19 protein-coding genes are annotated in these 19,535 nt (G+C 74.4%); 8 read left to right on the top strand and 11 right to left on the bottom strand.

Features of this window, described 5'->3' with window-relative positions:
• Positions 1-204: 204 nt before the first annotated feature.
• Positions 205-1,374 carry a xylose isomerase gene (xylA, locus tag ACFZBD_RS08540; protein ID WP_391137663.1) on the bottom strand — a complete coding sequence of 390 codons (1,170 nt, stop codon included), beginning with the start codon at positions 1,372-1,374 and terminating at the stop codon, positions 205-207.
• A gap of 282 nt (positions 1,375-1,656) precedes the next feature.
• Here xylA and xylB point away from each other — a divergent pair, with 282 nt between their 5' ends.
• The 5 genes from xylB (at position 1,657) to ACFZBD_RS08515 (ending at position 8,828) form a co-directional block, all read left to right on the top strand.
• Positions 1,657-3,177 carry a xylulokinase gene (xylB, locus tag ACFZBD_RS08535; protein WP_391137660.1) on the top strand — a complete coding sequence of 507 codons (1,521 nt, stop codon included), beginning with the start codon at positions 1,657-1,659 and terminating at the stop codon, positions 3,175-3,177.
• A 146-nt stretch (positions 3,178-3,323) separates the two neighbouring features.
• Complete coding sequence (locus ACFZBD_RS08530; RefSeq protein ID WP_391137657.1) at positions 3,324-4,379, top strand: phosphatase PAP2 family protein; 1,056 nt, start codon at positions 3,324-3,326, stop codon at positions 4,377-4,379.
• A 43-nt stretch (positions 4,380-4,422) separates the two neighbouring features.
• On the top strand, positions 4,423-6,645 hold the full coding sequence (locus ACFZBD_RS08525) for an NADP-dependent isocitrate dehydrogenase (RefSeq protein ID WP_391137653.1): 2,223 nt from the start codon (positions 4,423-4,425) through the stop codon (positions 6,643-6,645).
• Between the two features lie 99 nt (positions 6,646-6,744).
• Complete coding sequence (locus ACFZBD_RS08520; RefSeq protein ID WP_391137650.1) at positions 6,745-7,035, top strand: hypothetical protein; 291 nt, start codon at positions 6,745-6,747, stop codon at positions 7,033-7,035.
• A gap of 176 nt (positions 7,036-7,211) precedes the next feature.
• The gene (locus tag ACFZBD_RS08515; protein ID WP_391137647.1) at positions 7,212-8,828 is read left to right on the top strand and encodes a sigma-70 family RNA polymerase sigma factor; all 1,617 of its coding nucleotides are present in this window, start codon (positions 7,212-7,214) and stop codon (positions 8,826-8,828) included.
• A 29-nt stretch (positions 8,829-8,857) separates the two neighbouring features.
• On the opposite strand, the gene ACFZBD_RS08510 is transcribed toward ACFZBD_RS08515, so the two are convergent.
• The 5 genes from ACFZBD_RS08510 to ACFZBD_RS08490 form a co-directional block, all read right to left on the bottom strand.
• Positions 8,858-9,775 (bottom strand): CAP domain-containing protein, encoded by a 918-nt coding sequence (locus ACFZBD_RS08510; protein WP_391137644.1) that lies wholly within the window; start codon positions 9,773-9,775, stop codon positions 8,858-8,860.
• A 267-nt stretch (positions 9,776-10,042) separates the two neighbouring features.
• Positions 10,043-10,924: a universal stress protein gene (locus ACFZBD_RS08505; RefSeq protein ID WP_391137641.1), complete on the bottom strand. Its 882-nt coding sequence runs from the start codon at positions 10,922-10,924 to the stop codon at positions 10,043-10,045.
• A gap of 160 nt (positions 10,925-11,084) precedes the next feature.
• Positions 11,085-12,506, bottom strand: coding sequence for an acyl-CoA dehydrogenase (locus ACFZBD_RS08500; protein ID WP_391137638.1), 1,422 nt, complete (start codon positions 12,504-12,506; stop codon positions 11,085-11,087).
• 171 nt (positions 12,507-12,677) lie between these two features.
• The gene (locus ACFZBD_RS08495) at positions 12,678-13,136 is read right to left on the bottom strand and encodes an Rrf2 family transcriptional regulator (protein ID WP_391137635.1); all 459 of its coding nucleotides are present in this window, start codon (positions 13,134-13,136) and stop codon (positions 12,678-12,680) included.
• A 283-nt stretch (positions 13,137-13,419) separates the two neighbouring features.
• Positions 13,420-13,593, bottom strand: coding sequence for a CsbD family protein (locus ACFZBD_RS08490; protein ID WP_391137632.1), 174 nt, complete (start codon positions 13,591-13,593; stop codon positions 13,420-13,422).
• A 185-nt stretch (positions 13,594-13,778) separates the two neighbouring features.
• Here ACFZBD_RS08490 and ACFZBD_RS08485 point away from each other — a divergent pair, with 185 nt between their 5' ends.
• Positions 13,779-14,087 carry a CDGSH iron-sulfur domain-containing protein gene (locus ACFZBD_RS08485; RefSeq protein ID WP_391137628.1) on the top strand — a complete coding sequence of 103 codons (309 nt, stop codon included), beginning with the start codon at positions 13,779-13,781 and terminating at the stop codon, positions 14,085-14,087.
• A 128-nt stretch (positions 14,088-14,215) separates the two neighbouring features.
• On the opposite strand, the gene ACFZBD_RS08480 is transcribed toward ACFZBD_RS08485, so the two are convergent.
• Together ACFZBD_RS08480 and ACFZBD_RS08475 are read right to left on the bottom strand one after the other, a co-directional pair.
• On the bottom strand, positions 14,216-15,400 hold the full coding sequence (locus tag ACFZBD_RS08480; RefSeq protein ID WP_391137625.1) for an alcohol dehydrogenase catalytic domain-containing protein: 1,185 nt from the start codon (positions 15,398-15,400) through the stop codon (positions 14,216-14,218).
• A gap of 176 nt (positions 15,401-15,576) precedes the next feature.
• Positions 15,577-16,626 (bottom strand): NAD-dependent epimerase/dehydratase family protein, encoded by a 1,050-nt coding sequence (locus tag ACFZBD_RS08475; RefSeq protein WP_391137618.1) that lies wholly within the window; start codon positions 16,624-16,626, stop codon positions 15,577-15,579.
• Between the two features lie 105 nt (positions 16,627-16,731).
• On the opposite strand from ACFZBD_RS08475, the gene ACFZBD_RS08470 reads away from it, so the two are divergent.
• A complete protein-coding gene (locus ACFZBD_RS08470; RefSeq protein WP_391137614.1) occupies positions 16,732-16,974 on the top strand; it encodes a DUF5133 domain-containing protein in 243 nt (80 codons plus the stop codon).
• Positions 16,975-17,009: 35 nt separating this feature from the next.
• Here the strand turns inward: ACFZBD_RS08470 and ACFZBD_RS08465 are convergent, their stop codons facing one another.
• The 3 genes from ACFZBD_RS08465 to ACFZBD_RS08455 are packed head-to-tail and all read right to left on the bottom strand — an operon-like array spanning position 17,010 to position 18,857.
• The gene (locus ACFZBD_RS08465; protein WP_391138537.1) at positions 17,010-17,879 is read right to left on the bottom strand and encodes a metallophosphoesterase; all 870 of its coding nucleotides are present in this window, start codon (positions 17,877-17,879) and stop codon (positions 17,010-17,012) included.
• 5 nt (positions 17,880-17,884) lie between these two features.
• The gene (locus ACFZBD_RS08460; RefSeq protein ID WP_391137611.1) at positions 17,885-18,139 is read right to left on the bottom strand and encodes a BON domain-containing protein; all 255 of its coding nucleotides are present in this window, start codon (positions 18,137-18,139) and stop codon (positions 17,885-17,887) included.
• Positions 18,126-18,857, bottom strand: a complete 732-nt coding sequence (locus ACFZBD_RS08455; protein WP_391137608.1) for a nucleotidyltransferase family protein — start codon at positions 18,855-18,857, stop codon at positions 18,126-18,128. The genes ACFZBD_RS08460 and ACFZBD_RS08455 overlap by 14 nt, the downstream gene beginning before the upstream one ends.
• Positions 18,858-19,045: 188 nt before the next feature.
• Here ACFZBD_RS08455 and ACFZBD_RS08450 point away from each other — a divergent pair, with 188 nt between their 5' ends.
• The gene (locus ACFZBD_RS08450) at positions 19,046-19,432 is read left to right on the top strand and encodes an anti-sigma factor antagonist (protein ID WP_391137605.1); all 387 of its coding nucleotides are present in this window, start codon (positions 19,046-19,048) and stop codon (positions 19,430-19,432) included.
• Positions 19,433-19,535 lie beyond the last annotated feature (103 nt).

Below are 19,535 nucleotides of genomic sequence, written 5' to 3'. Positions count from 1 at the left end.
GGCCTCGGGGGCTTGTGGGGCTCGCGTGGCCCCAAGGGCTTGCGGGTCCTTCGGGGCTCGCGTGGCCTCAGGCTTGCGGGCTCCTCGGGGTTCGCGTGGCCTCAAGGGCTTGCGGGCTCCTCGGGCTCGCCTGGCCTCAAGGCTCGCGGGTTCCTCGGGGCTCGCGAGGCCCCGTTTTCGGCGGGCCGGTGGCGGAACGGTGCGTCAGCGGACGGCCAGCAGGTGTTCCAGGGCCAGTTGGTCCAGGCGCTCGAACGACATCGAGCGGGCGGCCGCCGCCGTCGCGTCGAAGTCCTCGTACGCCGAGCGGTCCGCGAGCAGCCCCGCGAGGCCGTCGGCCGCGGTGGGGGCGGCCAGTTCCGGCAGCCGGGAGGCGGCCAGCGCCTCCCGCACCTCCGGGTCGGCGCGGAAGGCGGCGGCACGGTCCTTGAGGATCAGATAGTTGCGCATGCAGTTCCGGGCCGACTCCCACACCCCGTCGGAGCCGTCGGTCCGCACGGGCTTGAAGTCGAAGTGCCGCGGGCCGTCGTACCCGGCCGTCTCCAGGAGGTCCACCAGCCAGAACGCCTGCCGCAGATCGCCCGCCCCGAAGCGGAAGTCCTGGTCGTACTTGATCCCGGACTGGCCGTTGAGGTCGATGTGGAAGAGCTTGCCCGCCCACAGGGCCTGGGCGATGCCGTGCGGGAAGTTCAGTCCGGCCATCTGCTCGTGACCCGTCTCCGGGTTCACACCGACCAGTTCGGGCCGCTCCAGGCGCTCGATGAACGCGAGGGCGTGCCCGATCGTCGGCAGGAGGATGTCCCCGCGCGGCTCGTTCGGCTTGGGCTCGATCGCGAAGCGGAGCGCGTGACCCTGCTCGGTGACGTACTGCCCGAGGAGGTCGAACGCCTCCTTCATACGGTCGAGCGCCACCCGGACGTCCTTCGCGGCGCCCGATTCGGCGCCCTCCCGGCCGCCCCAGGCGACGTACACGCCCGCGCCGAGTTCGACGGCCAGATCGATGTTCCGGATCGTCTTGCGCAGGGCGAAGCGGCGCACGTCACGGTCGTTGGAGGTGAAGCCGCCGTCCTTGAAGACGGGGTGCGTGAAGAGGTTCGTCGTGGCCATCGGCACCTTCAGACCGGTGCGGTCCAAGGCGGTCCGGAAGCGCTTCACGGCGGTCTCCCGTGCGGCCTCGGAGGAGCCGAAGGGGATCAGGTCGTCGTCGTGGAAGGTGACGCCGTACGCGCCGAGCGCGGCGAGCCGTTCGACCGACTCGACCGGGTCAAGCGCCGGGCGGGTCGCGTCGCCGAAGGGATCGCGGCCCTGCCAGCCGACCGTCCACAGGCCGAAGGTGAACCGGTCCTCGGGGGTGGGGGAGAAACGTACCGACATGGTCCGGATCCTTTCGGTCGGGGGTCTGGGCGACCTATTTGTTTTGTGCGATAACTAATACGGCAACCGGACGCCCTGCGCCAGAGTGGGTGCCCGGTAGCCGGTAGCCGGTGGCCGGTAGCCGGTAGCCGGTGGCTGGGCTCCGGCGTCCGGACCCGGACCTGGATCGGCATCCGGACCGGACCTGTCATCCGGACCCGGACCTGGACGCGGGCGCCCGGGGGCCCGCGCCGGTCCGGTTCCGGCCGCCCTGCGGACGACCGACGACGAGAGGCGACGCGCATGCCCGTGCAGCACCCCGTGGTGATCGGAGTGGACAGCTCCACGCAGTCCACCAAAGCCGCCGTGGTGGACGCCACGACCGGCACCGTGCTCGCCGTCGGCCGCGCCCCCCACACCGTCACCGGCACCGGGGGCGCCCGCGAGAGCGACCCCGAGGAGTGGTGGGCCGCCCTGCGCGAGGCGGTCGGCGGGGCCCTGAAGGAGGCGGCGGTGCCCGCCTCCGCCGTCACCGGCATCGCGGTCGCCGGACAGCAGCACGGCCTCGTGGTCCTGGACGCGGCCGGCCGCCCGTTGCGCCCCGCGCTGCTCTGGAACGACACCCGGTCCGCGCCGCAGGCCGCCGGCCTCACCGGCGCGCTCGACGGGGGCGCCGAGGCCTGGCTGCGGAGGACGGGATCGCTGCCGGTCGCCTCCATGACGGCCGCCAAGTGGCGGTGGCTGTGCGCGACCGAACCGGCCGTCGCCGATGCCACGGCGGCCGTCCGGCTGCCGCACGACTTCCTCACCGAGCGCCTCGCCGGCGTCGCCGTCACCGACCCCGGCGACGCCTCCGGCACCTGCTGGTACTCCACCGCCGACCGCGCCTACGACCCCGGCCTCCTCGCCCTCCTCGGTCTCGACCCGGCCCTCCTGCCCGTCGTCGCCCCCACGGGCGGGGCGCCCGTCGCCACGCTCACCCCGGCCGCCGCCGAAGCGCTCGGTCTGCCCGGCACCGTCGTCGTCGCGGCCGGGACCGGCGACAACATGGCGGCCGCCGTGGGACTCGGCCTCGGCGGCGCCGGGCTCCTCGACCATCCCGTGGTCAGCCTGGGCACCTCGGGCACCGTCTTCGCCGCCACCCGCACCCGCCCCGCCGCCGCCCGGCTCGCCGGCTTCGCCGCCGCCGACGGGACGTACCTCCCCCTCGGCTGCACCCTCAACTGCACGCTGGCCGTCGACCGGTTCGCCGCCCTCCTCGGCCTGGACCGCGAGGACGCCGCGCCCGGCGACGGCGTCGTCGTCCTGCCCTATCTCGACGGTGAGCGCACGCCCGACCTCCCGGACGCCACCGGCCTCCTGACCGGCCTGCGCCACACCACCGGCCCCCGCGCGATCCTCGGCGCGGCCTACGAAGGCGCCGTCTTCACCGTGCTGCGCGCCCTGGACGACCTGCTCACCGCCTGCGGCACGGACCCGAACGACCCGGCGGTACGGGACCGTCCCCTGCGCCTGATCGGCGGCGGCGCGCGCGGGCGCGCCTGGACGAGCACCGTCCGCAGGCTCTCCGGGCGCCCCGTGGTCGTCCCCGCCGCGACCGAACTCGTCGCCCTCGGCGCGGCCGCCCTCGCCTCGGCCGCCGCCACCGGCACCGATCCCGTCGCCCGGGCCACCGCCTGGGGCACCGGCGACGGCGCCCTCCTGCCGCCCCTGCCCCGCGACGACGAGACGTGGGAGCGGATCGCCGCCGTCCTGGACGCCGCCGCCCCCGCCGCCCGCCCGTCCGGCACCACCGCCGACGGCACCCGCCGCTGGGCCCTGTAGCCGGGGGGTACCGGCGCCCGGCTCCGACACCCCGGCCCGGCGCCGCGACGTGTCGCGCTGTGCCGGGACACCCGGCACCCCATCTCGGCGATTCGTTCGGGTGCATCCAGCGCGCGCACGAGGGCCCGACGGGTTCGAATCGGGGCATGGCTCCTATAGACAGGATCGGTACGGACAGCCGCGCCGTACCGCCGCTGGAGGCCGGCACCTGGTGGTACGCCGCGGTGGCCGCCGAAGCTCCGGGCTCGTTCAACGGACGTGTGCGCAAGCGGCTGCGCAACGCGGCGCTCGCCGCCGTCCTGCTGCTGTCCGTGGTCTACGCCGGCCTCGTCCTGACCGCGACCGGCCAACGCTGGGAGAACGCGGCGACCGCCGGCCGGCTGACGGACGGGACGCTCTCCGCCGAGCAGATCGCCGGCCGGGTCCCCCACCACTTCGCCCTCTACTCCCTCAGCCTCGCCCTGCTCCTCATCGCGGTCGTGGGCGTGCTGCGCCGGCGGTACGCGCCGACCGTGGCCGCCCTCGGCTCGGTGATCGGCTCCGTCGCCCTCGCCGAAGTGCTCCAGCGCTTCGTGCTGCACCGCCCCGACCTCGCCGGAGCGCCCGGCCACCTCCTGCACGGAGGCTTCCCCAGCGGGCACACCACGCTCGCCCTCAGCGTCACCTTCGCGCTCGCGCTGGTCGTGCCGTACCGCCTGCGGGTGCTCGTCGTCACCGTCGGCGCCCTCTGGGCCACGTTCCTCGGCGCGTACACCCTCGCCATCGGATGGCACCGGCCCGGGGACCTCATCGGCGCCGAGCTGCTCTCGCTCGTCATCGTCTGCGGGACCGTCGCCCTGCTCGCCCGCAAGGGCAAGGCCCGCCGCGCCCCCCGCGGCCGCGCCCCGCTCCGCCACGTCGTGATGACCGTCCCCGTCGTCCTGGGCGCGCTCGCCGGGCTCGGCGCGGGCCTCCTCCTCCTGCCCCGCTCGGTCGGCGCCCCGCTCCCCGTCGACCCGGCGACCGCGAGGCTCGCGTACGAATCCGGACAGCTGCTCGCCGCCGGCACCGGGCTCGCCGCCGCCCTGCTCCTTCTCGCCCTGCTGCGCCACGTCGACCTCGACGAATCCGCCGTCCCGCCCCGGCGGGCCCCCGCCGGCCCCGAGCCCGACGCCGAGATCACGGGCCCCTTTCCCGCGGAGCAGGATCACGAGATATCTTGATGTCGAGCAATCTCGCAGACGCAGACGTGGAGCGGAGCACCCGGTGACTGACTCGACCATCATCTACACGCACACTGACGAGGCGCCCGCCCTGGCGACGCACTCGTTCCTGCCCGTGATCCAGGCGTACGCCTCGACCGCGGGGATCAATGTCGAGACCCGTGACATCTCCCTGGCCGGCCGCATCATCGCCGGCTTCCCCGAGCGTCTCGAAGAGGGTCAGCGCGTCGACGACGCCCTCGCCGAGCTCGGCGAGCTGGCCAAGACGCCCGGCGCCAACATCATCAAGCTGCCGAACATCTCGGCGTCCATCCCGCAGCTGAAGGCCGCGATCGCCGAGCTCCAGGCGCAGGGCTACGCCCTCCCGGACTACCCGGACGACCCGCGCACGGACGAGGACAAGGACGTCCGCGCCCGCTACGACAAGGTCAAGGGCAGCGCCGTCAACCCGGTCCTGCGCGAGGGCAACTCCGACCGCCGCGCCCCCGCCTCGGTGAAGAACTACGCCAAGGCCCACCCGCACCGCATGGGCGCCTGGTCCGCCGACTCGAAGACGAACGTCGCCACCATGGGCGAGAACGACTTCCGGTCCACCGAGAAGTCCACCGTCATCGCCGAGGACGGCACCCTGCGCATCGAGCACGTGGCCGCCGACGGCACCACGACCGTGCTGCGCGAGTCGGTCCCCGTCCTCGCCGGCGAGGTCGTCGACGCCTCCGTCATGCGCGTCGCGCCCCTGCGCGCCTTCCTGAGCGAGCAGATCGCCCGCGCCAAGGCGGAGGGCGTGCTGTTCTCCGTGCACCTCAAGGCCACGATGATGAAGGTCTCCGACCCGATCATCTTCGGCCACGTCGTCCGCGCCTTCTTCCCGAAGACCTTCGCGAAGTACGGCGAGGCGCTCGTCGCCGCCGGTCTCTCCCCCAACGACGGCCTCGGCACCATCCTCAAGGGCCTCGACTCCGTGCCGCACCTCGGCGAGGAGATCAAGGCGTCCTTCGAGGCCGAGATCGCCGAGGGCCCCGCCCTCGCCATGGTCGACTCCGACAAGGGCATCACCAACCTGCACGTGCCGTCCGACGTCATCGTCGACGCCTCCATGCCGGCCATGATCCGCACCTCCGGCCACATGTGGGGCCCGGACGGCGAGGAGGCCGACACCCTCGCGGTCCTCCCGGACAGCAGCTACTCCGGCGTCTACCAGGCCGTCGTCGAGGACTGCCGCGCCCACGGCGCCTTCGACCCGTCGACCATGGGTTCCGTACCCAACGTCGGTCTCATGGCGCAGAAGGCCGAGGAGTACGGCAGCCACGACAAGACCTTCGAGATCGCCGCGGCCGGCACCGTCCGCCTCGTCGACGCCGCCGGTGACGTCGTCCTGGAGCAGGAGGTCGCCGAGGGCGACATCTTCCGCGCCTGCCAGACCAAGGACCTCCCGATCCAGGACTGGGTCAAGCTCGCCGTCACCCGCGCCCGCGCCACCGGCGACCCGGCCGTCTTCTGGCTCGACGAGACCCGCGCCCACGACGCGCAGCTCATCGCCAAGGTCAAGCAGTACCTCCCGGAGCACGACACCGAGGGCCTGCGGATCGAGATCCTCTCGCCGGTCGAGGCCACGGCCTTCTCCCTGGAGCGGATCCGCCGCGGCGAGAACACCATCTCCGTCACCGGCAACGTCCTGCGCGACTACCTGACCGACCTCTTCCCCATCCTGGAGCTGGGCACCAGCGCCAAGATGCTGTCGGTCGTCCCGCTGATGAACGGCGGCGGCCTCTTCGAGACGGGCGCCGGCGGCTCCGCCCCGAAGCACGTCCAGCAGCTCGTCAAGGAGAACTACCTCCGCTGGGACTCCCTGGGCGAGTTCCTCGCGCTCGCGGTCTCCTTCGAGCACCTGGCCACCACCACGGGCAACGCCCGCGCCCAGGTCCTCGCCGACACCCTCGACCGCGCCACCGGCACGTTCCTCAACGAGGACAAGTCGCCGAGCCGCCGCCTCGGCGGCATCGACAACCGCGGCAGCCACTTCTACCTCGCCCTCTACTGGGCCCAGGAGCTGGCGCGGCAGACCGAGGACGCGCAGCTCGCCGAGGCCTTCGCCGCTCTGGCGAAGACCCTGGCCGAGCAGGAGGAGACCATCGTCGGCGAGCTCGTCGCCGTCCAGGGCTCCCCGGCCGAGATCGGCGGCTACTACCAGCCGGACGCCGCCAAGGCCTCGGCCGTGATGCGTCCGTCCGCCACCTTCAACGAGGCCATCGCGACCCTCGGCTGATCCCGGCGCACCGCGGGTGCCGCCCCGGCCCGGACATCGGTCCGGGCCGGGGCGTCCCCGTCGGTGGCGCCTACGCCGTTCGGGTGTGAACCTGGATGGATGAGCTGGGCATCATGGACGACCGCCGGGGTCTATACCGGGCGAGGTGGGGTGCTGACCGACGAGGCCGGCGCCCTCACCGGCGATGTGACCGTGCACACCACCTGGGCGGACGGTGAGGCACGCGTGGCCGTGCAGTACAGCGGCGCGTCCGACTGGTTCACCATGTCGGGCAGTCCGGTGCCGTGCTCCTCGGAGCCGGAGAGCCGGGACATCCACGAGGCGGTGGTCGAAGCGGTACGGGAGGGGAACGCGGCCGTCGTGCCGTACCGCCCACCCTCACCCGCGTAGGCGCCACCCCCTCCACCACCCCCGAAGGCACCCCCTGAGCACCACCCGCACGAGTGGCGTCACCACGTCATCGGCACGGCGATCACCGCCGTCGCGCGGATAACCGTTATCGGCCCCCCGCCCACGGGTCTCCTCTGCATGGGGACGGACGGACCACGGGACGAGGGAGCACGTTCATGCACAGCGACGAGTGGGCCACGGCCGAGCTGGTGGAGGCGGCCGCGGCCGGAGACGCGTACGCCCGGGAACGGCTGATACGCGCCTACCTCCCGCTCGTCCACAACATCGTGGCCCGCGCGCTCGACGGCCACGCCGACGTCGACGACATCGTGCAGGAGACCCTGCTGCGCGCCCTGGACGGCCTGGCCGGCCTCCGCGACCCACTCCGCTTCCGCTCCTGGCTCGTCGCCATCGCGATGAACCAGATCCGCCGGCGCTGGCGCGAACGGCAGCAGGGTCCGGTGTCCGGCCTCGACCGGGCCGTCGACCTCCCCGACCCCGGCGCAGACTTCGTCGATCTCACCATCCTGCGCCTCGGCCTCTCCGGACAGCGCCGCGAGGTGGCGGAGGCGACCCGCTGGCTGGACGAGGACGACCGTGAACTCCTCTCCCTGTGGTGGCTGGAGGCCACCGGCGAACTCACCCGCGCCGACCTCGCCGAAGCGCTCGCCCTCACCCCCCAGCACGCGGCGGTCCGGGTCCAGCGGATGAAGGAGCAGCTGGAGACGGGCCGCACCGTCGTCCGCGCCCTCGCCGCCACGCCCCGGTGCGCGGCCCTCGCGGAGGCCGCCACCGGATGGGACGGGCACCCCGCCCCGCTCTGGCGCAAGCGCCTCGCCCGCCATCTGCGGAGCTGCGGGGTCTGCGCCCCCGCCCGATCGGGCCTCGCCCCGGCCGAGGGGCTGCTCGTCGGCCTCGGCCTCGTGCCGTTCCTCGCCGTGGGCCGCTCCCTGCCCGGGGCGTCGCTCCAGACCGCGGCCTGGACCGACGCCCCCGGGCCGGGGGAGACCTGGGCGGGCTCCGGCCCGGCGGGGGAGGCCGCCGGGGGTGCGGACGCGGGCGTCGGCTCGGCCCCGTGGCCGTCCCCGGACGCGCTCGCGGCACCGGGCGGCGCCCCCGACTCCGCGTCCGGCTCGGCGGCCGGCCACGGTACGGCCTCCGGGCACCACGCCGGTGCGGGCCGGGGTTCCGTGGTTCGGCGGGCCTGCGCCGCCGGCGCGGTGGCCCTGGGCGTCCTCGGAGGCGTCATCCTGCTCGTACCCCCGGAGCCGTCGCACCGGCGGCCCGTCCCCGTCCCGCCCGTGGCCGCGCCGTCCCCGGCCGCCACGACCGCCGCACCGGCCCCGACGAGCGCCCCGCCCTCCCCGCGCCCGACGCCCTCCCCGGCCCCGCCGAAACCGAGCCGGAAGCCCAGCGCCGAGGAACGGCTCACCCGGCTGGTCAACCAGCGGCGCGCCGAGGCCGGTTGCGGCCCCCTGCGGACGGACGAGCGGCTGACCAGGGCGGCGCAGGCGTACGCCGACGACATGGTCCGGCGCGGCTACTACGCGCACAGCAGCCCCGAGGGCGAGCAGGCGGACGCCCGGATCACGGCGGCCGGTTACCGCTGGAGCCGGTGGGCCGAGAACCTGGCGCGCGGGAACAGCGACCCCGCGGGCACCTTCGCGAGCTGGATGGACGGCGCGGGGCACCAGGCGAACATGCTGGACTGCCGCTACCGCGACACCGGCGTCGCCGCGGTCCGGGGCCCCGACGGCACGGTGTGGGTGCAGAAGCTGGCCGCCGGCTCCTGACGCCGGTGGCCGCGCGGCGGGGTGGCGGGTCAGCGCCGGACGGCGAAGTTCTGCACCCACCACGGTCCGTCGGCGTTGAGCGACAGCCCGATGCCGATGTCCTTGAAGGCGCAGTTGAGGATGTTGTGGCGGTGTCCGTCGCTGCGCATCCACTCGCGCATCGCCGCGGCGGGAGTCTTCGGGCCGCGGTGGATGTTCTCGGCCCAGACGGACCAGGAGTAGCCCGCCGCCGTGATCCGGTCGCCCGCGTTCCGGCCTTCCGGGTTCTCGTGGCCGTAGTAGTTCCGCGCGGACATGTCGTCGGCGTGCGCCTGCGCGGCGGACCGCAGCCGGCGGTCGTGACGGAGCGGCCCGCAGCCGGCCCGGTCGCGCTCGGCGTTGACGAGCGAGATCACCCGGTCGATGTACGGCGCCGCCTTGCCGGAGCCCGGGACCACCCTCGCGGACGCCGGTGCCGTCGAGGCGGGCGCGGTCGTGGCGGCCGTCGCCCGAGCGGCGGGCGGAGCCGTACCGGGAGCCGGCGCCGACGGGTCCGTCACCGTCCCCGTGCCGGGGGCCGTGCTCGGGGCGGCCTCGGGCGTGGGGGCCGGCCCGGCCTCGGAAGCCGAGGGGGAGGCTTCGGCCGAAGGGGTGACCGGAACGGCGGCCGGAGCGCCCCCGGGCGCCGCGGACGGCGGGGCGGAGGCTCCGGCCGCCGGCGTCACGGTCGTACGGATCTGGGCCGCCGGGTCCAGCCGCGCTCCGGCGGCCGCCTGGCCCCCGAGGGACGCCACGTACGCCCCCGCCGTCACGGTGAGGGCGGCCGTCGCCGTGCCGGCCAGGGTCACGGCGGCGCGGAAGGACGGCAGTCGACGGGCGGGCCGCCCCGTCGTGCCGCCCCCTCTGCGATGACGACCTCCGCGGGGGGCCGGCTGGTCGTAGGGGACACGGTCCTCGTGGGGGTGCATGGGCTCCGCTCTCTTTTCCGGGGCCGCCGGACGGTCCGGCGGAGGGGAGGGCTACCGGGGCGACGGCAGCAGGGTGTCCCTCACACTGTCCGGCCGCACCGCCTTCGACACACCTCGTCAACCTGCCGGGTCAACCCGCCATTGACGCCCGCCGGGGTCACCCGACCGGCCGTCACCCGGGAGAGCGCCACCATGCCCGTCCGCGCCCGAAGAGCTACGGGGGAGTGCGTGCCAGGCGTGGGCCAGGTGGGACCTTCCGGACACGGCCTAGTGGGGCACGACGGCCACCGGGCACGGGGCCAGGTGCAGGGCTCCGTGTGCCACCGATCCGATCCGCGGCCCGATCGCCCCGCGCCGCGCCCGCCGCCCCACCACGAGGAGTTCGGCATCGCCCGACGAGGCGAGGAGCACCTGGCCCGCGCTCCCGATCTCCACGTGCTCGGTCACCGGAACTTCCGGGAACCGCTCCCGCCAGGGCGCCAGCGCCTCGCGCAGCGCCTTCTCCTCGTACGGGACGAGACCGCCGGCCTCGTCGGCGAGCGCCATCGAGCCGGGGGTGTACGCGGAGAGGGGCGGCAGGCTCCACGCCCGTACCGCCCGGACGGACGCCCCACGGGCCGCCGCCGTCTCGAAGGCGAAGCGCAGTGCGGGCGCGCTGTCCTCCGCCCCGCCGTGCTGGCCGACGACGATCCGGCCGCCCCGACCGGTGCCGCCCTCGTCCTCGTCGGCGCCGTCACGTGAACGCACCGCGACGACCGGCCGGGTGGCGCCCGCGATGATCTGCTGTCCGTACGACCCGAGCAGGAAGCCGACGACCGCTCCGTGGCCGCGCGAGCCGATGACGAGCATCTCCGCCCGCTCCTGCGCCCCGAGGAGCGCGGCCACCGGACTGTCCGCCACGATCTCGCCGGTCACCGCCGACCGGGGATACCGGGAGATGACGGCCGACTCCGCGGCGCGGAGCACCTCCTGGGCGGAGCGCTCCAGGCTCTCGGGGTCCTGGACGACCGGGATGTCGAGCGGTTCCCAGCGCCAGGCGTGCACCAGGCGCAGCGGGAGACCGCGGTGGAGCGCCTCGCGGGCGGCCCAGTCGGCCGCGGCGAGACTCTCCGGCGAACCGTCCACTCCGACGACGATCTCACGGCTCATCAGGATGCCTCCGTACCTGCTCCGTGCCTCGACGGGCACGGCCTCCCGGCCGGCCCCCGTCCTCTTCCCTCTCCTGTCCCGTCCGGCCCCGTCGACGCGTCGGCGTGCGGACCGGGCCCGTCGCCACGACCGTAGGACGGCCGCCGGCCCGCAGCCTCCGTCAGGGCAGCGTGGTGAGCTGGGGCCGCGGGCCGTGGAGGTAGTGGTCGCCGATGTCCCGGAGCCGGTGGGAGGGGGAGGAGTGGGCGGTGAGGACGCGGGCGTTGCGCCAGAAGCGGTCGAGGCCCGGCCCTCCGCCCGGTTCCTCGGCGGCCCGGGCGGCGTCGACGAGTTCGAGGATCCGGGTCGTGACGAGGATCGCGGCCCTGCTCGTCACGGCCTCGGCGGCGGCGACCAGGACGGCGATGTCGGCGCGTTCCTCCACCCCGAGGGAGCCCTCGGCGCGCAGTCCCCGGGCGAGGGCGTCCGTGGCCCGCTCCACGACCGCGGCCGCGGCATGGGTGGCGGTCGCCAACTCGCCGTACATCAGGAGGAGGTACGGATCCTGGTCCGCGCCCGCCGGGTACGCGACGGCGCCCACGGCCGGGTCGGCGGCGTAGGAGCCGGGGGTGAACCGGCCGGCGGAGAAGGAGCCGGTCGAGAAGGCCGCGGCGGCGGAGAAGTGCCCGGGGGCGAAGGGGGCGGCTTCGGTGGCGCGGCTGATGTCGCGGGCCTCCGCGAGGGCGCCTTCGGCGATGCCGAGCCCGACCTGGACCAGGACCAGCCGCAGGGCGAGCGGGGCCAGCGTCGTGAAGGGGGCCACGGCGTGCTCGTCGTGGGGGAGGGTGCCGAGGACCTGCCCGCGCTCGACCGGGACCCCGTCGAAGTTCACGTTCCCGGCGCCCGCGAGGCGCTGTCCCACGCGGTCGCCGCCCGCCTCGGTGAACACGCCGGGGTGGGCCGGGTCGACCAGCACGACGAGGACGTCGCCCGTCGCCGCACATCGCGCGCCGACGACGAGGCGGTCGGCGACCGTGACGCCGGAGTCGAACGCCCGGCGGCCGTCGAGGAGCCACCCGCTGCCGGACGGCGTCAGGGTGAGGCCGGGACCGCCGCCCCCGGCCGGCTCGATGCCGCCGGCGAGCAGCCAGCGTTCCCGTGCCGTACGGACTTCGAGGGCGCCGGGCACGTCGAGCCGTTCGGGCGCGTCGGTGGTGTCCGGTGCCTCGGGGGCCTCCCGCTCGCCGTCGGGGGCCGCGGCGGCGCCGAGGAAGCGGCCGCTCCAGGACAGTACGTAGTGGTGGGCCAGCAGCTCGCCGATCGAGCTGTCCGCGGCGGAGATCTCCCGGATCACCCCGCACGCGGCCTGCCAGTCGGAGCCGCGCAGGGCGGGGCCCGGCGGGGTGAGGAGGGCGGGCAGCCCGGCCTCCTGGAGGCGGGCGACCTCGTCGTCGGGGTTCTTGCCCGCCCGGTCCCTGGCCAGTGCGTCGACCGCGAGGTCATCGGCGAGTTCGCGGGTGACGCGACGCCATATCTCTTCGTGTCCCGGGCGCTTGGCCGGCCGAGGGATGGGGCGTGTCGCTGACTTCTTCGGCGTTCTCACGGCACCTCACAATGATCCCTGTTTCCCCACTGGAATAGTAGGGATAGTGGCAGAGGGGTTGCCGGTTGCCCAAGGGGCGTCCATATGGCGGATGTTCGCGTTCCGACCGGCGAGATCAAGGGCCAGGTGACCTGGGACGGGCCCGGCGCCGGGCGGCCGGTGGGCCGGCCGTCAGGGGTTGGTCCAGGCCTCCGGGTCCTCGGCCAGCGTGATGATCTCCGGCGGCAGCTTCGCCGCCGCCACGTCGGCGAGCGACACACCGTCGAGCACTTGGCGCACATTGGCCCGCAGGGCGATCCACAGCGGCAGCAGGGACTCGGCGGGGCCGGTGTACGCGAGCTCCGGCGGACGGACGCCGCGCACCGACACCAGCGGGCCGTCCACGCAGCGGATCACGTCCGCGAGCGAGATCTCCGACGCGGGCCTGGCCAGCCAGTACCCGCCGTTCCCGCCGCGCTGGCTCATGACGAGTCCGCCCCGGCGCATGTCGCCGAGGATGCCTTCGAGGAACTTGTGGGAGATGTCCTGGGAGTCGGCGATCGCCTCGGCCTTCAGCGGCGCCGAGTTCTGTGCGGCGGCGAGCTGGAGTGCGGCACGCACCGCGTAGTCGGCTCTGGCTGAGATGCGCATGCCCGCATTATCCCGCACGGACGTGACCGGATTCGTACGCCCGTCCTCGCGCCTCTCCGCACCCCTCGCCCTGGGCGCACGGATGCGGCGCGAGCCCCGAGGGCCCGCGCCGCATCCATGACGCTCGTCCCGCCGCCGCGGCCCGCGCGGCGGCCGGGGTCACCAGGTCTTTCCGCTCTCGCAGCGGTAGGACGAGCCCCTCGGCTCCACGACCTGTCCGTCCCGGACCGGCGTGGACTTCGGCGACTTCGGCTCGTCGGCGAGGGAGACCCTGGGGTGCTCGCTACGCGTCGTGCCTCTTCATGCGCCGCATGGCCTCGGCCGCCTTGCTCCTGGCCTGGCCGGTCACCTCTTCCCGGCGCCCCTCGGCCTGCATCTCCCGGTCGTCGACGGCGTCGCCGACACCCTTCTTCAGCTTGCCCTTCATCTCCTCGGCCTTGCCCTTCGCCTCGCTCATGACGTCGTCCTTCCGGACAGGGCCCCCTTCGGTACGGGGCCGGGTGGTGTCGCCTGGCGGCTACCCCGATCCCTCCGCACCACTCGCCGCCCCCGGCCGTGTCAGCCGTACGGCGGCACCCCGGCGCATGCGGGGGCGCCGAGCGGGCACCCGTGGGTGACAGAGCCGAGAAGGGTGGTGGGTCCATGTCCGGACCGAAGGAGACGGCCGCCGACGTTCCGCGGGTGACACCGGTCGCCGGTGGCCCGTTGCTGGTGGAGGGGCCGGTCGAGATCGTCATGCCGGACGGGACCGTGACGCTGTGCGAGCGGCCCGTGGTGGCGCTGTGCACCTGCCGGCGCACGCTCCGCGCCCCGTTCTGCGACACCAGCCATCGCAGCCGCTTCCGGCGCGACAAGCGGTACACGGAGAGCGGCGAGGGCACGAAGCCCCGCGCCGGCGCCGGGGAGCGGAGCGAGGGCGGCGAGAAGGACGTGCCCGGTCCGGAGTCCTGAGCCGCGGGACCGGCGGCACCACCCGACGAGGCGGGTGCGGGGCGGCGGGAACGGTCTCACGGACCGTTCCCGCCGCCCCGCAGTCGTACTGCTGCCCGGCGTCGAGGCCGGACCGCCACGGCTCCCGGTCACGGACGCAGCAGCGTCTTCACCATCCCGTCGCCCTTCGTCTGGAACGTGGCGTAGGCCGCCGGGCCCTCCTCCAGCGGCAGCGTGTGGGTGGCGAAGCCCTCCACGCCCAGCGGGTCGCCGTCCGAGAGGAGCGGCATGATCTCGTCCACCCACCGCCGGACGTTGGCCTGCCCCATCCGAAGCTGGATCTGCTTGTCGAAGAGGGTGAGCATGGGCAGCGGATCCGCCATGCCGCCGTACACCCCCACGACCGAGATCGTGCCGCCGCGCCGGACCACGTCGATCGCCGTGTTCAGGGCCTGCATGCGGTCCACCCCGGCGAACTCCATCAGCCGCTGGGCGACCGCGTCGGGCAGCATCACGGTGGCCCGCTGCGCCGCCTTCGCCACCGGCGAGCCATGGGCCTCCATGCCGACCGCGTCGATCACCGCGTCCGTGCCCCGGCCGCCGGTCATGTCCCGGATGACGTCGGCGAGGTCCGAGCCGTGTTCGCGCAGGTCCAGGACGGTCACCCCGCGGGCGGCGGCCCGTTCGAGTCGTTCGGGCACGAGGTCCACGCCGATGACCAGCCGGGAGCTCTCGTGCAGCGCGACCCGGGCGGCCATGTCGCCGATCGGACCGAGACCGAGGACGGTGAGCGAGCCGTCGGCGGGCACGTCCGCGTACCGCACCGCCTGCCAGGCGGTGGGCAGGACGTCCGACAGATAGACGAACCGTTCGTCGGGCGGCCCCTTCGGCACCTTCACCGGCAGCCAGTCCCCGAACGGCACCCGCAGGAACTGGGCCTGGCCGCCCGGCACCTGGCCGTACAGCTTGGTGTACCCGAACAGCGACGCGCCCTTGCCGTGGCTGCGGACCTGCGTCGTCTCGCACTGGGAGTGCAGGCCGCGCCCGCACATGAAGCACTGCCCGCAGGAGACGTTGAACGGGACGACCACCCGGTCGCCCGGCGCCAGCGTCGTGACCCCCGGGCCCGCCTCGACGACCACGCCCATCGGCTCGTGCCCCAGGATGTCCCCAGGGTCGAGGAAGGGCCCGAGCGTCTCGTACAGATGGAGATCGGAACCGCAGATACCGGTCGACGTGATGCCCACGATCACGTCCGTGGGCTCCTCGATCTTCGGGTCGGGCACGGTGTCCACACGGACGTCGCGCCTGCCGTGCCAAGTCAGCGCCCGCATGGGACACCTCCTCCTGGTGGACCTTCACTGTCGGTCGTGCCCGGCGAGTGCCCGGGAGCGGTACGGCGAAACGACCCTCCGCCGGGGCCGCGCACGCCCGTGTCCCCGCCGCCCGATTCCCCGCCGGCCGTGTGCCCGCCGGTGCGGGGCCGTTCTGCCGGGCTCCGCACCGGGTCTCAGCCGATGCGACGGCCGGTGAGCGGAGCGGTGGCGTCGCCGCCGCCCGCCCGGACCCCGCGCAGGAACGCCTTCACGGCCTCCACCGACGTCATCGACGGCTCCCACTCCAGCTCCCGGCGCGCCCGGTCCGTGGACAGCAGGGGCAGGTGCAGGACCGCGTCGAAGAGGTCCGGCGATGCGGGGACGACCCGGAGCCTCCAGGCCGCCGAGAGCGCCCCGCGCACCGCCCCCTTCGGCACCTTCACCGTCCGCGCGTCCAGCAGCCCCGCCAGCGCCTCGGCGTCGATCACCGGATCCGCCGCCAGGTTGAAGGCGCCCCTGACATCGCGCAGCAGCGCCCGCCGATAGGCGTCGGCGGCGTCGTCGGTGTGCAGGGTCTGGAACCGCAGCCCCTCGAACTCCGGCACCAGCGGGAGGAGTTCGGGACGCAGCAGCCCGCCGGGGAAGAAGCGGCCGGCGAAGATCCGGCGCTGCTCGCTCGCCGACTCCTCCTTGAAGAGGAAACCGGGCCGCATCCGCACCACCCGGATCAGCGGATGATCGCGCTCGAAGGTGTCCAGGACCCGTTCGAGGTACGCCTTCTCCCGGGTGTACGCGGCACCGGGCCAGCCGTGCGTCGGCCAGGACTCCGAGACCCCCGCGCCCGTCTTCGGGCCGGGGGAGTACGCCCCGACCGAGGAGGCGTGGATCAGCACGGGCACGCGCCCCGCGGCGACCGCCTGGAAGACGCGCAGCGAGCCGAGGACGTTGGACCGCCACGTCTCGACCGGGTCGTGGGTCGGCTGGAACCGCCAGGCCAGGTGGACGACGGCGTCGGCGTCCTCGACGTACTGGGCGAGCCTCGGCTCGTCCCGTTCCAGGGAGAGGTCGACCTCCGCCCACTCGGTCTTGGGAAGGGTCAACCGGGGGGTCCGGCGGGCCAGTCCGAGGACGGACGCGACCCGCGGCTCACGGGCGAGCGCCCGGACCAGACTCGTGCCGACGTTGCCGGTGGCGCCGGTGACGACCACCTTCAGGCCGTCGCTCGGGTTCGCCTTCGGGTTCATGGGACCGCCCTTCCGTTACAGATCGTGCCCGAACGGGTCGCGCAGGTGACCGTCCGACCGGACTATGGAGCAATCGAGGGAAGGGGGGCGCGTCAGGAGGACACGATGTTGCTGCCCGACAAGAAGACGATCGACCGACTGCTCCGGCACTACCGGGACCAGGAGCGCGTGGTCCTGGCCATGCCGGGGGACCTGTCGACGCGGAGGAGCTTCGAGGACACGGCGTACACGCTCTGCGTCCTGATGGGGGAGCGGACCGCCCGCGAGGCGGTGCGCGCGGCCGAGCGGTACGTCGGCGCCGTGGCCTCCGCACCCCGGCAGGCGCTGGAAGGCCTGCCCGGCTCCTGAACGCGCCGGGCCGGGGCCCCGCCTCGCCGCGGTGGTCACGGCTCCCGGTCTCCGGCCGATGCCCGGGATCCGGCGGGCGTCAGCGAGCCGGTCCCGGCCGAGGCTCCCGCCCCGAGACGGTCGCGGGCCGACGTTGTCCCGTCGTCCGCCGGGGCCTTGCCGTCGAGCGGCAGGTGGTAGACGGCGTACGCCCGGCCGATCACCGGCTGCGCCACGTTCCGCACGCGGATGCCGCCGGCCGTCATCCCGTGCTCCACGCCCATGTGGGCGTGGCCGTGCACCGCGAGGTCCGCGCCGCCCTCGTCCATGGCCTCGGCCAGCAGATAGCTGCCCAGGAAAGGGAAGATCTCCGGCGGCTCCCCGGCCAGGGTGTCCGGCACGGGCGCGAAGTGCGTCAGCGCGATCCTCACCCGGCAGCCGTCGTCGGCCAGTTCTCCCAGGGCCCGGCGCAGGCCGTCGGCGCTGCGCCGGGTGTAGCGCACGAACGACTTCATCTCCGGTTCGCCGAACTCCCCGGCGCTGCGCCCCGCGAAGCCGCCGCAGAACCCCTTCGTGCCGGCGACCCCGATCCGGTGGCCGCCGATCTCCAGGACCGCGGCCGAGCCCTCCAGGACGGTGACGCCGGCGGCCCGCAGGGTCTCCGTGACGCCCTCCTCCTGGTCGGAGTGGTAGTCGTGGTTGCCGAGGACGGCCACCACCGGCACCTCGATCCCGGCCACTTCGCCGGCCACGACCTCCGCCTCCTCGACCGTCCCGTGGCACGTCAGATCACCCGCGAGGAGCAACACGTCGGCCCGCTCGTGCAGGGTCTCGAACGCGGGCCTCAGCAGACCGTGGCTGTCCGGCCCGAGGTGGATGTCCCCGACCGCCGCCACGCGTACGACATCGCTCCGCCCGCCCGTCATCGCGCTCACCGCAGCTCCTCGGATCGGTCCGGGGCGTCCGCGCACACCACGACGAGGTCGGCGCGCAGGGGTGCCCCGCCCAGCTCCTCGCCCGCGATCCGCAGGATCTCGTCCCGCCGTTCGGCCGTCGGCACCGTCCCGGACAGGAGCACCGAGCCGCCGCGCATCTCGATGCGCACGCCGAGTTCGGCCACCTCGTCACCCGCGAGGCGGTCCCGCAGATGGGCGATCCGGTACTCGCCCTCGTCAGCGCCCTTCACGGGTCGCCTCCCTCCGGGGGATGACGTCCAGCCGCTCCAGCAGGTACAGGAAGGCGTCCGGCATCGGGTCGTCCCCGTGCTCGCGCCGTACGCGGTCCCAGTTGACGCGTTCGCGCAGGCCCCGGGCGACCGGCAGCAGCGCCCCGAAGTCGCAGTGGTGCTCGGAGAGCGCGGCCAGCCGGCTGCTGATCAGGTCGGTGGGCGCGAGCACCGGCATGTGGACGGAGTCCACGGGCAGCAGTGTGGCCCGCTCCAGCAGCTCCGTCGTCACCGGGCGGTCCGCCAGCGCGAAGATCAGGTCGATGTGCTCGCCGCCGGCCCGCGCCTTCACCAGCCAGTCCTCGGGCGGTTCGACGATTTCGATGCCGTTCTCCGCGAGGATGCCGACGACGGCGTCCGCGTCCTCCCGGCGTACGGCGAAGTCCGTGTCGTGCTGCAGCCTGACCGGGATGCCGTGGGCGTACGCCGCGACGCTCCCGACCAGGGCGAAGGGGCACCCGGACGTCTTGAGCAGCGCCGCCACCTGCTTGGTGGTCTCCAGGATCGCCTGCGTGTGGTCGGGCGGGAGCGTCCCCGGCACATGACCCGTCGCTCCGTGGCCCGTCGCTTCGTGTCCGCCGGTGGCGCTCGCCGGCACGGCGTTCGTCGGAGTGCCTGCCGTGCTGTTCTCGCCGGTCCGGTCGGCGTCGCGCCGGGCCGGTCCTTCCATCAGGTTCATGTCCGGATGCTCCGTCCTGCTGAGGTCGAGGGGGCCGGGGGGCCGGGAGCCTTACGGGTACCCAGTCGATCGAAAATGATCCGCGCCCGCATCCGGGGCGATTCGTGCCGATCGTCGAGTTTCCGGGCCCGGGGTGGGTAGAAGCGCGGGCGTAGCGCGAATGAGCGCGAGCGGAAGGCGGTGACCCCATGGACGCCGAGCGGTTCGCCGTCGAAGCCGTTCCCGGGCAGGGGCCCGGGGCGGTGGTGCTGGCGTTGCGGGGAGAGCTGGACCACGACACCGCGGACACGCTGCGGGCCGCGCTGGAGAAGAGCTCCGGCGCGGGGGACGGGTCCGGGCCCCGCACGGGGGCGGACCGGATCGTGCTCGACTGCTCGGCTCTGACGTTCTGCGACTCCTCGGGGCTGAACGTGCTCCTGAGGGCCCGGCTCCAGGCGCTGGAGCAGGGGCGGAGCGTGGAGCTGGCGGGCCTGGGGCCGCCGGTGTCCCGGATGTTCGAGATCACCGGGGCACGGAGCGTGTTCCGGGTGCACGAGAGCGTCGAGGAGGCGCTGGCGGAGCGGAAGACGGGATAGGGCCGGCCGCCCGGGCCGACGCGACCGGCACGGCCGGGCCCGGGCAGTGGCCGGGCGGCGGGCGCCGCGCGGTGGCGAACCGGGCGGCGGCCAGGCGGACGAG

The sequence above is a fragment of the Streptomyces sp. NPDC008121 genome, from assembly GCF_042957155.1.
Lineage (GTDB): Bacteria > Actinomycetota > Actinomycetes > Streptomycetales > Streptomycetaceae > Streptomyces.
The sequence above is the reverse complement of the archived record's forward strand: the minus strand, read 5'-3'. Positions and strand labels throughout refer to the sequence as shown.